The organism is Pseudobacillus sp. 179-B 2D1 NHS (genome assembly GCF_045370945.1).
GTDB lineage: Bacteria > Bacillota > Bacilli > Bacillales > Domibacillaceae > Pseudobacillus.
The window spans coordinates 1-12,902 of record NZ_JBIQDP010000049.1 but is presented as its reverse complement, the minus strand read 5'-3'; the positions used below and the strand labels follow the sequence as shown (position 1 = coordinate 12,902).

The 12,902-nt window shown below is 37.1% G+C and carries 9 protein-coding genes and 2 pseudogenes; 8 read left to right on the top strand and 3 right to left on the bottom strand.

The window, feature by feature from the left end:
- Nucleotides 1-791 precede the first annotated feature (791 nt).
- The 7 genes and pseudogenes from ACH0BF_RS24490 (at nt 792) to ACH0BF_RS24460 (ending at nt 7,710) form a co-directional block, all read left to right on the top strand.
- Nucleotides 792-2,312, top strand: coding sequence for an NADH dehydrogenase subunit 5 (locus tag ACH0BF_RS24490; RefSeq protein ID WP_406910475.1), 1,521 nt, complete (start codon nt 792-794; stop codon nt 2,310-2,312).
- Nucleotides 2,313-2,326: 14 nt separating this feature from the next.
- On the top strand, nt 2,327-4,948 hold the full coding sequence (locus tag ACH0BF_RS24485) for a DUF2309 domain-containing protein (RefSeq protein ID WP_406910474.1): 2,622 nt from the start codon (nt 2,327-2,329) through the stop codon (nt 4,946-4,948).
- A 61-nt stretch (nt 4,949-5,009) separates the two neighbouring features.
- Nucleotides 5,010-5,528, top strand: coding sequence for a carbonic anhydrase (locus ACH0BF_RS24480; RefSeq protein WP_340856768.1), 519 nt, complete (start codon nt 5,010-5,012; stop codon nt 5,526-5,528).
- A gap of 106 nt (nt 5,529-5,634) precedes the next feature.
- On the top strand, nt 5,635-6,003 hold the full coding sequence (locus tag ACH0BF_RS24475; RefSeq protein ID WP_120038583.1) for a Na-translocating system protein MpsC family protein: 369 nt from the start codon (nt 5,635-5,637) through the stop codon (nt 6,001-6,003).
- 152 nt (nt 6,004-6,155) lie between these two features.
- Nucleotides 6,156-6,230, top strand: a pseudogene (locus tag ACH0BF_RS24470) (DUF2200 domain-containing protein); the annotation flags it as partial.
- 525 nt (nt 6,231-6,755) lie between these two features.
- Nucleotides 6,756-7,082: a hypothetical protein gene (locus tag ACH0BF_RS24465; RefSeq protein ID WP_406910473.1), complete on the top strand. Its 327-nt coding sequence runs from the start codon at nt 6,756-6,758 to the stop codon at nt 7,080-7,082.
- A gap of 304 nt (nt 7,083-7,386) precedes the next feature.
- A complete protein-coding gene (locus ACH0BF_RS24460) occupies nt 7,387-7,710 on the top strand; it encodes a hypothetical protein (RefSeq protein WP_406910472.1) in 324 nt (107 codons plus the stop codon).
- 30 nt (nt 7,711-7,740) lie between these two features.
- On the opposite strand, the pseudogene ACH0BF_RS24455 reads toward ACH0BF_RS24460, so the two are convergent.
- The 3 genes and pseudogenes from ACH0BF_RS24455 to ACH0BF_RS24445 form a co-directional block, all read right to left on the bottom strand.
- Nucleotides 7,741-7,962 (bottom strand): annotated as a pseudogene (locus tag ACH0BF_RS24455) (recombinase family protein); the annotation flags it as partial.
- Nucleotides 7,963-8,305: 343 nt separating this feature from the next.
- Complete coding sequence (gene brnQ / locus ACH0BF_RS24450) at nt 8,306-9,667, bottom strand: branched-chain amino acid transport system II carrier protein (protein ID WP_406910471.1); 1,362 nt, start codon at nt 9,665-9,667, stop codon at nt 8,306-8,308.
- 195 nt (nt 9,668-9,862) lie between these two features.
- Entirely contained in the window at nt 9,863-10,852 is a 990-nt protein-coding gene (locus tag ACH0BF_RS24445) for a proline racemase family protein (RefSeq protein WP_340856764.1), read from the bottom strand.
- 202 nt (nt 10,853-11,054) lie between these two features.
- Between ACH0BF_RS24445 and ACH0BF_RS24440 the strand changes: the two genes are divergently transcribed.
- A complete protein-coding gene (locus ACH0BF_RS24440) occupies nt 11,055-12,440 on the top strand; it encodes a sigma-54 interaction domain-containing protein (protein WP_406910470.1) in 1,386 nt (461 codons plus the stop codon).
- The last annotated feature ends 462 nt before the right edge of the window (nt 12,441-12,902 follow it).

Here is a 12,902-nt window from a genome sequence, read left to right as displayed (position 1 = left end):
GGCTATGTTTCAGTTTATAGAAGGCTGGTATAACCGAAACAGAATTCATAGCAGCATTGGTTATCAGACACCTCAATCTATTGAGGATCAAATTAGAAAGACAGCTTAAGACTTAACTTTTTTGTGTCCAAATTATTGACTCAAATCCACTCTGCAGTAAACCACTTTTTGATAAGTCTGTAAAGGAATACGCTAAGCTAAAACGATAGTTTGCAAAACATATTATTTATTAAAAAAGGAATGGATACTTTATTCTACGTATCCCAACATCCTAAGCTGGGTCCTATTAAACTAGTGTAGGAAGACTTTCCTATTGACAGTTTTTAAAATATGGCATAAATTATACTTAACTTAATAATCGACAAATGTTATTTCTGTCCCTTTTAAATAATTAGGCCTTTAGCATTCTTTTAATATTTAATATTGACTGGATGAAAAAGCATCCTAATATAAACAAGGAACAGTCACATAAATTAATTTATTTCATCCTCAATAGATTAAATTAAAGTGATACCGATGTCTTCTTTAGAAGGAAATTAAAACATAAGTTAAAATGACCTATAAAAGGTAGCACTTCAAAAAACTTTGCTGAAGTTAGTTGAAGTGAAGCCGACAACTTTAATAGTTCAATGATTGAAAATTATCATTGAACTATCAAAGCTGTCGGTTTTTTTATTGGAAAAATAACATGTAACTAGCAAAAAAAACTGCATGAAATTATCGAAAAAATATCGCCTGAATTAAAAGGACTTCTTGTACGTTAACGCTGCTTAAAAAAGGGAGAATATGAGATGTTAGTTTCGCTGAATTTGTCATCATTGTTAACATTATTTTTTGTTGCGCTTATTGCTTCTGGGCTAAGTGGACTATTGTTTTTACATCCACGGATACCCTTGAGTTTTGTTCGCATTCATATTGGTATCGTGGCTTTACCGGCTTTGATTTCCTTGGTGGCTCTTGCTAATAGTAGTGTAAATGGAAATGTGGGTCCTTGGTACTTGGATTCCTTAGCTTGGTTAATGGCTTTCTTTGTTCTTACAATTGGTTTAATCATTCAGCGTTTTTCTGTACGTTACTTAATGGGAGATCGCCATTATCGTAAGTATTTTACCCTTTTTACATTCACTACAGGTGTTACTTCAACTGCATGGTTAAGTGCGGATCTCCGCTTGATGGTCATATGTTGGGGAGCAACTCTCCTCTGGTTAACCTTGCTGATAAGGTTAAATAGTGCTTGGAAAGTAACGAATGAAGCAGCCAAGGTTGCTGGCCGATTATTTATATTAAGTTGGTTTTCTTTGTTGTTTGCGATGATTTGGCTTTTTCAAGTCACAGGTCAATGGCAGTTACCATTAGCTCTAACAAATGACAGTTTGGCTCAACTTGCACCATGGGAAAGAACAGGGATTAATTTATTGATTATATTAGCAGTGGTAATTCCTGCAGCTCAGTGGCCTTTCCAACGGTGGTTAATTGAGTCTGCTGTTGCCTCGACTCCTGTTTCAGCGATAATGCACGCAGGTTTAGTAAATGCAGGCGGGATTATGCTAACTCGATTTTCCCCTCTCTTTGATAGGGACATAGCTTCGGTTGTGTTACTTATTCTTGCCAGTATTTCTGTATTGATTGGATCGGGAATTAGTTTAGTTCAGGTCGATTATAAACGTCAGTTAGTAGGCTCGACGATCGGACAAATGGGATTCATGCTTATTCAGTGTGCATTAGGTGCGTATATTGCAGCTATTATGCATCTTATTTTACATGGTTTGTTCAAGGCTACGCTGTTTTTACAGTCTGGTTCGGCGGTGCGCCGTTACGAAGTGTCCCCTCGCGTTGTTAATGAACACTCATCCTATTTATGGATCATTGCTGGCCGGTCTTTAGGCTTAGTTGTAGGGGTTGCTTTTTGGCTCACGACTCCTGGAGAGGGGTATCAATTGATTAGTGCCTTAATCTTAGGGTGGTCATTGTCCGTTTCTTGGACACAGCTCGTGGCTTTTGGAGAGGGGAGAATTGGTCGAATTACTGGCTTATCACTTTTAGGAGGAGTGGCCCTCGTTTATTTTATCATTCATAACCTCTTCTATAAGTGGTTGCATACAACCGTTTTTCAGAGTGCTCAACCTCCGATATCAGTTGTTGTCATTGTTGTATGTCTCTTACTATTTGGTAGTGCAATAGGTAAGTGGGTTGCTCGTAATCGTTCTTCTGTTTCCTTCGCAGTACTCTATCTTTGGTTAGTACGGTTAAGTGAAGCGAAACCAAAGTCAGTAGAAAGTCATCCAAACTACCTTAAACAATATTTATCATAAGGAGGCGATCAGTGATGGGTGTATCTGTATTAACGAAGGAACATTTTAAAATAAAAGATACAAATAGTGATTTTCAAGAAAGTGATATTAACGTTTTAATTGAAGCAGCTAGCCAAGTGATTGCACCGCTTGGGCCTATTTCTACCTTTGCAGCGCGTAGTCCGTGGCTGGGACTTGAAAAGCAATCTTTTGACCAGGTTGCAGGTTGGTTAAAAACTACTCGTGATATTGATATATACCCTAGTGCCTCTATGATTCTTTCGGCGAAGAATAAGGGAGAGATTGATGAAGCTTATGTGGAAATGGGGCTGCAGCATTGGCTTGATTCACATCCATTTAACATCCCACAAGATGTGGCAGAGCAATTTTGCCGTGCCGCACTAAAATTAGATCCACTACCTTCTACCCTTTTGTCATCACCTAAACTGGAGCAGTTAGCAGATGAGTTTAGTGGATGGAAGAGGGACAACATCGAAAATTCTTCAATGCAACCAATAAGTTCGCAGATAGAAAATCAAGATGGGGAAAGATTAGTCGATATTCTTGATCATCATGTCATCAAGTGGTGCAAATTATTTCTTGATGACTCTCAGGCAGGTTGGACAATGCCAAATCGTGAGGAAGGTTTCTATCGTGCTTGGAAGCGTCTCATTCAATATGATCCAGCTCTTGGCAAAAAGCAGCGTGAAAGTTTAAAAGATTGGCCGCAAGAGGCACATTTGGCTTTGCAAGAAGCATTGTTCGCACTAGAAATTCCCGAATCAGACATACAGGCTTATCTTGAAAGTCATTTACTTTCCTTACCTGGATGGGCAGGCATGATGCTTTGGCGTTCTCGACAATCGAGCCATGAGCAGGCACTCCTAACAGACTATTTAGCGGTTCGAATTTCTATGGAGTGGGCACTTATCAAGCCTTACTTCCCTTTGGCCAATCAACGATCGGAGAAAAAAATCTCAGTTGCTCCCCTTTTAGCATCTTGGATTCATTGGGGGAACCTTACAATCGATGAATGGTCACAGATGTCAGCGGCTGAACAAAGCGAATATTTATCATTTGCTTATCGTTTTGATGAGAAGTTTCGCAGGAAACTTTGGTTAGCAGCTTGGGAACAAACCTACACAGATCAATTAAGTCAGAAGATTATCTCTAAACAATGTGAGACCGACAATAAAAAATCTGTATTAGCCCAATTGGCATTTTGCATTGATGTACGATCGGAGCCTTTTCGTCGTCAACTTGAAAAAGAAGGTCCGTTTGAGACGATTGGAATTGCCGGTTTCTTTGGCTTACCGATTGCAACTAGTGAACTCGGGTGTAATCACAGTCATGCTTCCTTGCCGGTTATCCTAAAGCCTCAACATCAAATAAAAGAGTCTGCAGATGAAAATGAATTCAAATCATATCAACAGCGTAAACAGACAGTTAATTCCTTAAGCTCTACATTTAAAATGATGAAACAGAATGTACTTTCGAACTTACTTTTACCTGAGCTAAGTGGACCTTGGCTTAGTCTACAAATGGTAGCACGTAGTTTTATGCCTAAGGGAGCAGATCGTTTTATTCATAAGCTTCATGAGACTTGGTTACGTAAACCTAATACAACGCTCTCACTTAATCATGTTCCTAATACAGAAGCGGAGATGCCTGTTGGTTTTTCAGAAGAAGAAAAAGTGGCTTATGCACGCCAAGCTCTGAAAATGATGGGGTTAACAAAGAATTTCGCGCCATTAGTCGTAATATGTGGACATGGCAGTAAAAGTACCAACAATCCCTATGCTGCGGCTCTCGACTGCGGTGCCTGCGGAGGGGCGGCAGGTGGATTCAACGCTAGAGTTCTAGCTACTTTATGCAATCTTCCTGAAGTAAGAGAAACACTTTCTTCTGAAGGAATTAAAATCCCTGAGGACACCGTTTTCGCAGCCGCTGAGCATAAAACAACGGTGGATGAATTACACTGGATTTATGTTCCTGAGCTTTCCGAGGCTGCTAAAGAAGCCTTTGATCGTATCGAAGCTATTATGCCGAAAGTGAGCCATAATGCAAATGCAGAACGTCTAGCCCAATTACCGAACATCCATAAAAAATTTAAAAATCCGAAGGCGGAGGCACACCGATTTGCGAAAGATTGGAGTGAGGTACGTCCGGAATGGGGACTAGCTCGCAATGCCGCTTTTATTATCGGTCAACGTGAATTAACTAAAGGTTGTGACTTGGAAGGTAGAGCCTTCCTTCATAATTATGATTGGAATCAGGATGAACAGGGTGATATCCTAGCTAACATCATTGCAGGACCAGGAACGGTGGCCCAATGGATTAATCTTCAATATTACGCTTCAACAGTAGCACCTCATTATTATGGCAGCGGAAATAAAGCAACTCAAACCGTTACAGCGGGTCTCGGTGTTATGCAGGGAAATGCAAGTGACTTGTTAGCCGGACTGCCTTGGCAATCCGTTATGCAATCAGATCACGAGGTTTATCATTCTCCTCTTCGTTTGCTGATTGTCATCCAAGCACCTAGCAAATATATAGAAAGATTATTAAATAATGACTCCGGGTTTCGAGAAAAAGTTCAAAATGGATGGGTTCGACTTGCTAGTATTGATTCCAACGGACGTTGGGAAAACTGGTAACTGCTATTAACTGTTTGCTGCTTAATCAGCAAATTATAAGCATAGAGAAGGGGTGTATTATATGAATTTAGATAAAAACCAAAAAGCATTATTTTTAACGGACATGGAAAACGAGTTGGAGCCTATTTTACAAGAAGTGACTAATATTCGGCCAGAAAACATGCTGACTATACAATGCTATGGTCCTGTCATTTCCAATCCTTATGGAGATATAATGAGGTCGGTTATTATTGCTATTTATCAGGAAAATGTTGAGGAGATTTTTGTTGTAGGGACAAAAGATAGGGAGACTGCCTCGGTTAATGCACTTACTCAACTTGATTCAATGAAAGACAAAATACAAACATTGGATTATCTTTTTCAAAATAGCAGACCTGAATATCCGGGTGGTACAGTTAATGAGTGGCTAAATGGAAAAGAAAATGGTAGTGACAATATCGAAAACTGTGTGAATACGATTCATCATCATCCATTAGTGCCGTCATATGTTAAAGTTCGAGGTTTAATAGTTAATACTAAAGATGAAAAGTTCTCAATTGCTGAGGTTCCTATTAATAAAACAGCGTCAACGCTTACCTAATCATCATTTAGTATCTTGGGGTGGAGGAGGGAGGATCTTGGTCTCCCTCTAGGAATAGCTAGTGAAATAAAAAATAATTTTTTGTTCTGTAGGAGATGTGAAATTTATGAAAACATCCAAAGGTTCTTATGAATCTGAGATAAGTAAGGCAATTACTCAATGGGAAAAGGACTTTCTTGGGCGTGGATCTGTATCTGTTAAAACAGATATATTACGGGATATGATAATTGTGAATTTACAAGGCATTTTAACACCAGCTGAATATACCGTTTGTGAAACAAAAGAAGGACTGTTAACTATAAAGAAAACCCGTTCGGAATTAGTTGAATCAGGTATAGAAGATCTCAAGGATATTATACTAACTATTACCGGAGAAAAAGTAAAAAGCTTTCATACTGATATAAGCTCACGTACAGGTGAGCGAGTAATGATATTTAGATTGTTTAATGATCTCGAGAAAAAAATTTTAATGTAAAGAAATACAGGGGTGTCACCTTGAGGGTTATACTATTTTAGTAAACAATACATATCATAATGCCTGCGATAACGATTCGAGCAAAGTTAAGGGCTGAAATACATTGGTTATTCTAATGTTTTAATATATAAATGACCTTGTTAACGGGGTAGAAAATCATCCGCTGGTTGACAGGGAATAGCCAGGAAGAGTTAGAAGCGCAATTGGAAAAACAGACAGACAACGAAATAAGATCACGAAAATGATCGAACTTGATTGCTGTAAGGGGGATTTTTTGATTCTACCCGTGCGTAAAAGTACACTTTTACACAAAAATCATTTTTAGTATGCGTAAGCAACTGAGGGGAAAAGGCTCAGATCTTTTGTAATGTGGCTTTGAAATAAAGTTCGATCATTTATAAAAAAGTCTGATCGTTTATAATGAAGTTTAATTATTTTTAAAAAAGTGTGATCAAAAATCCTGTATTGAAATGCAGGGTTTTTTCTTGTTCCGCAATCAGGCCATATTTTGGAGTAGAACTAAAAAACGTTCTCACATCATACTTTGGGGACATTCTATAAAGCAGCTAAGATTACTACACAGTTTTGGCTGCTTTTTACTTCAATTAGTAAGCATCGCTTTGACGTTCAGAGATAATAAAGTAGTATAATTCTTATTGAACTAACGAAGCGGATTAGGGATAATATCACTATTTTGTAGTATTGTGGAGAGAGAGAACTGAATTAATCAATTTAAGGTAAAGAAGGAGATTATGATGAAAATAAATTTAATGATTTTTATATCATCCATAAAAGAACAAAAAGAAAACAATATCGGAGAAATAGTTATAAAAACATTTGAATCTAACACTCGTCCTGTAAAAGGGGATATTTTAGATGATCCAGGATTCCATCCAGGATTTCATAATGGATATGAAGTTGTTAAGGTTACAATGAATTATGCTTTAAATGAATGCTGGGTTTCACTATCCCCCCTTGAGTTAGAAAGGGAAGAAATCGAGATAGAGACTTATATAGAGAGACTTAAAGTAAACGGTTGGTGTATTGTGTCAAAAGAAGAAATTAGAAAAAAGAATTAAAAATTTAGAAAAGAGTGTGTGAAGATTTGTACTTTAGCTTACTCGGGCTTTAGTTGAATAACGACCTTCAACAAACGGGCGCTATTTTTTGAATAAACCTTATATTTTTTTAAACGAATCTATTACCATATTTTTTAGTATAGTGAAGTATCTTATATCAAAATTAAACAACTATATTTTTACCCCATCCTAAATTCAGGACGGGGGTATGCTTGTTTGGCTTTTTAAATTACTTTATCGTCTTTTTACATTTTAGCCGTCCGAAGACTCAGAAAACAGAAGAATTTAAAAAAGTGCATCATCGATGGAAAGCAGGGGAGATAGTACAGACGCCTATGTTGAAAATGTTAAAGCCCCAAATAAGATTCCCCAAGGTAGTGCAAATGATAAGTTTGAGTTTGAGAATGACAAAAGGTTTAATTTCCCAAGATACAACCTCGTATATCAATTATATTCTTTTACTTGTGACTTAGGTGCACATAGTACAGAGGCTCCTAAGATTGATGGGAAACTGTATCCTGAAAAGACGGAATTAAAGGACGCTCAACTATGCTTAAGAATGACGGAAGATGTTCTGATTTGGGTTAAAGAAAGACTAAAAACGTATGAAGAGCCTTTGCTATTTTAAAACTTGTTGATGATTAATTAATCTAGTTATCATTAGGCGTTTTGTGGATCTGACCAGACGATCTAATTTATAAACTACAAACTTGTCTCCGGTACGTAGCATTCTCAGTGCCTGTTTTAATTCTTCTCGCTCGTCTTTTGCGCCCGATACTTTCTCTTTGAAAATTTCATCACAACTAAATTCATTCAAGGCGTCTAATTGTAAATCCAGTGACTGATCAATTGTACTAACCCTTGCGTACCCAATTATCATAGAACGTTCCCCTTTAAGTCATTTTCTTTTTTTCTATCAAAAACATCCCTTTTAGAAATATAGATTTTGATATGAATATCCTTAAATTTTGAGGATATTTAATTATCAATTTGGTATCTCTCAAAAACCATGGTTTTTAGAAAAAACGAAAACGAGTATATAAGCTTATAATTTGGTAAGTTTAAAGTGTTCTCTTTCCTGTTGACTCTATAGAGATTCTTCATGATAAAAAGTCCAATTCTCATTATTAAAATTAAGAAATTGGACTTTTTACTATTGTAAATTCCTTAGCATCGTAAATCCGGATTTTTATGTCGCTACTCTTGAAGAAGAATTTAAGTCTTTATTGAGCCTTGTGTATTTCCTGGCCAGTCATAGTAATCAAGGTGGAAGGTTCGTTTCTTGATTTTGCTATGATTAATCCTACAAAGAACCCTATTAAACCGGTAATAATCCAGCCGGCACCGTTTTCAAATAAAGGAATGAAGCCAAAGGAGGCATTTATTGTTTCTGGTGCGAGTCCTGCTTCTTTGATTGCATCTAAGATTGCAACCATTCCGGTTCCAATAGTTGTCCCAATATAAACAGATCGATGACCATTGAATAGGTTATTCGTAAAGATTAAACCAATCAGAGCAATAGCCAAAGGATAAAGCAATAATAAAACTGGAGAGGCTAAAGTTAAAATCGTGTTCAAGCCAAAGTTTGTAATCACTAGTCCCAATATAGAAAAGACTATGACCCATTTCTTATAAGAGACGGAAGGAATGATTTTTTCGAAATATTCGGAGACGGCTGCTAAACAAGCTACATTGGTTGTAATCCCTGTTAAGAGGATGATGGTTCCGATCATGTAGATGCCGTATTCACCAAATAAAGTAATGGCGCTTTGTGCTAAGACTTCTCCTCCATTGGTTTTCAATCCAATAGATTCTACGCTTGAGGCGCCAATCCAAGCCATGGAAACTTGAAGAGCGATTAATCCAATAATTGTGATGATACCAGCTTTAATAAATAAGCTTGAGACAGCTTTTTCGGATTTGATTCCTAACGAACTAATGGATTTAATGAAAATACCACCAAATACGAAAGCTGCAAGCACATCCATTGTGTAATAGCCTTGAGTGAATCCTTTTAAGAAAGCGTCATTTAAGTATTCTGTTTGAGGTTGTTTAATGCTTCCCATTGGCGTAATTATTGATTTTCCAATTAACATAATTAATAATACGACGAAAATGGGGGTAATAACTTTCCCCAGGCGATCAACAAATTTCGTTGTATTCCAGGAAAGCAAGATTGTTAGAGCGATGAATAGAACTGAAAAAATAAGCAGATATAGATTTGTGTTCGATGCAGCACCTGTTAACGGGTTAATAGCAATTTCATATACGACGGATGTGGTTCGTGGAATAACATAGATGGATCCAAGAGTTAAGAATAATAAGACTGAAAACACGATGGAAAAGGTTGGATGAACTCTCTCCGCCAATTTCTCAATTGTTCCGCCGCCGCGAGTTAAAGCGATGATAGCCAATAGAACTAATCCAACTCCTGTTATTAAAAATCCCCCCATTGCAATCCATGTATTTGAACCGGCCTGTTGGCCAACCATGGGAGCAAAGATAACGTTTCCTGCACCTAAAAACATAGCGAAAAGCATTAAACCAATGGCAAGTATTTGTGAGAATGGTAATTTGTTTTCCATTATTTTTCTCCTTTCCTTGTTGGGCTAGAGTTGATCATTCATTTTTCAATAAAGATAGCGCTTTCAATTGGGTGTTGTTGTGCCTTTGTTTGATTCTTAAGGTAGGATGGCGCATTAGCCATTCTCCTTTTCTTTGTCTAAATAATCGTATTGTGCGTTTTCAAAAAATGCACATTTGTTTCTTATGGCGTCACGTTATTTCAATAAAAATCCTTCCGTGTAAGGATCAGTGGCTTCCAGTGAAAATTTATGGAACCCGGTTATCCATGCAGACCCAGTAATTTTAGGAATGATAGCTTTATAATTTCCGACTTTTGTATAATCCACTACTGTTCCTTTAAATTGAGAATCAATAATACTTTCTTGAATGATTTGTTCACCCGGCTTTAAGTTTAGTGTAGAGAGTTTCGCGCATGTTCCAGTTCCGCAGGGAGACCGGTCGATTTGTCCATCTCCAAAAACAACAGTATTTTTATAATGATTTTTACCTAATTGTAAACTAAATTCGACTAGATCAACTGTATTGATTTCCGGTATCTCAGGATGTTTGATCGTTAGTTGCTGATTGGCGGCTTCTCTAATCGTTGTACCAAGGGCAGCTATTTTGTCCTGCTCCTCAATATTCAATTTTAAATTGAACTGCTCGGCATCCACTATCGCAAAAAAGCTTCCTCCAAAAGCGATGTCTACCGTTATCCAACCCGCATTCTTTATTAAAATTTTGATATCCTTCTCCAATAAGAAGGCAGGTACATTTATAAAAGAGACCTCTTTCACTTTGGAATTTTCATATGTGACATAACATTCAACTACTCCAGAAGGCGTGTCTAGAAAAATCTTCTCCTTTTTTTCGATAAGACCGGTATTAATAGCCACTGTAATAGAAGCAATGGTTCCGTGACCACACATATTCAGGTAACCGCCGCTGTCCATAAACAACACACCAAGATCGCATTCGGGGTGACAAGGTTGAGTTAAAATAGCCCCAAACATATTTAAGTGTCCTCTTGGTTCATGCATAAGAAGCTTGCGGATGTTATCCATCTCCGCTTGCACGTGCTGTTTCTTTTCCATCATCGTCTGGCCTTGGATTTCCGGCATACCTCTAACCACGATTCTAGCGGCCTCTCCCATGGCATGGGCATCAATTGTTTCAATGAAGTTGAAGTCTTTTAATTCTACCATCTGTTCGTAACCTCCCGAAAAATGTATATAAACGTTTATATAGTTATATAAGCAATTAGCGTGCCAACTTGATTATTGCGTACAGTAGGCGCATTGCTATTAATTTTGTTATTAAGTAAAATAAAATTGTTTAATAAGTTTACAAAAGTGTAAAATTAGATTGGATAACTACTTTGCAAATTTACACTAAGGGGGCTATATAGTGAGCAAAATTCCACTTGAACATTCAACCCATTATTTAAGATCGCTAATTGAGATGAGCCCAGACGCAGTGACGATAGTAAACTCATCGGGAGAAGTGGAATATTGGAATAAGCAGGCCGAATTAATCTATAGTATCCCGCTGAAAAAAATTAAAAATAAGAGAATTAGTGAGTTCTTTAAAAAAGAAGATTTAAAAGTGTTAGAGATACTAGAAACCAAAAAGCCCGTTTTCAATGCCTATCATCAGCCCCGTCCAGATAAACATGTAATGATTAGTTCAGCTCCTATTTTTAATGGAGAAGGGAAGTTAATCGGCGCTATCTCTATAGATCAAGATATTACAAATGTCGTAAAGTTGAATGAGAAGTTAGCATTAACGACTACACAATTGCAAAAATTAAAGCAGCAGTACAATTTACAAGGACAAATCGGTCCTTTAGCTGAGATTAAAGGAAATAGTATGGCTATAAGGCAAACGAAGGAATTGGCTCTCAAGGTGGCGAAAACTGACGCAACGGTTTTGATTCAAGGAGAAAGTGGTGTTGGTAAAGAATTATTTTCACAAGGCATTCATGAAGCTAGCTTAAGAAAAGATCAACCGTTCATCCCGATTAACTGTGGGGCTATTCCTGAAGCATTATTTGAAAGTGAGTTTTTCGGCTATGAAAAAGGATCCTTTACAGGTGCGTATAAGGATGGTAAAGCAGGGAAAGTGGAAATGGCAGACGGAGGGACTTTATTTCTAGATGAAATCGGCATGCTACCTCTTGACATGCAAGTAAAACTGTTGAGGGTATTACAAGAAAGAGAGGTTTGTCGAGTCGGTGGAAATAAATCGATAAAGGTTGATATCCGAATTGTGGCGGCCACTAACAGTGATTTAAAGGAAATGGTTAAGCAAGGAACATTTCGCGAGGATTTATATTATCGGCTAAATGTAGTGACCTTGAAAATCCCTTCACTTCGGGAGCGCATTGAAGACATTCCGACCTTAGTCAAAAGTTTTATACAAGAGTACGCTATAAAGTATCAGAAAGAAGAACCAAATCTTTCGAAGAGCGCTCTGCAAATGTTCATGAACTATCAATGGCCCGGCAACATCAGAGAACTAAAAAATGTGGTGGAAAGAATGATTATCTTCACTGATGAAGCGACCATAACTCCAGAAGACATTGCTCCTATTTTTCCAGTGGATATAAAAAGAGAACTACCGAATGAAGCAGAGAGTGACAGCCTCTTTCAAGAGAAAGCCCTTTTAGAAAAGGAAAGAATAGAGGCAGTTCTTGCTGAAACTTATGGAAACAAAAGTGCGACAGCTAAAAAACTAGGAATCTCCCGGGTCACTCTATACAATAAAATAAAAGCATATAATATAAAGGGGTAATAGAAACAAAGGAATTAACGTTGATCAACTTTATTAATAGAGAGCAGTTTAACTTGGATGCTTATCTTACCCATTTATTACGCTATAAAGCTTCGCAAACAGCGGGCGTTAAATTTATGGAACGAGTGAAATTTGAACGATGAATCCTCTTTGAATGGAGGATTTTTTGTTTTTTATCTATGTGCAACTATCTGTCATTGCTGTAGAACTTAATTACTTTCTATTTTTTCTAAAAAACTTATTGACTTATTTATTAATCGCATGGTATATTGGTTTTCCGCCGTTAAAAGAAGGCGTTTTTAAAAAACATTTTATAAAAAAATGTTGACACCAATATTGTAATATGTTATTATAATATAGTTGTCGTTGATAACGGCAACAAAACGAATTGATCTTTGAAAACTGAACAAAATACATGCCAGTAAGTTAATTCTTATTTTTAAATTATGAGCAAGTCAAACA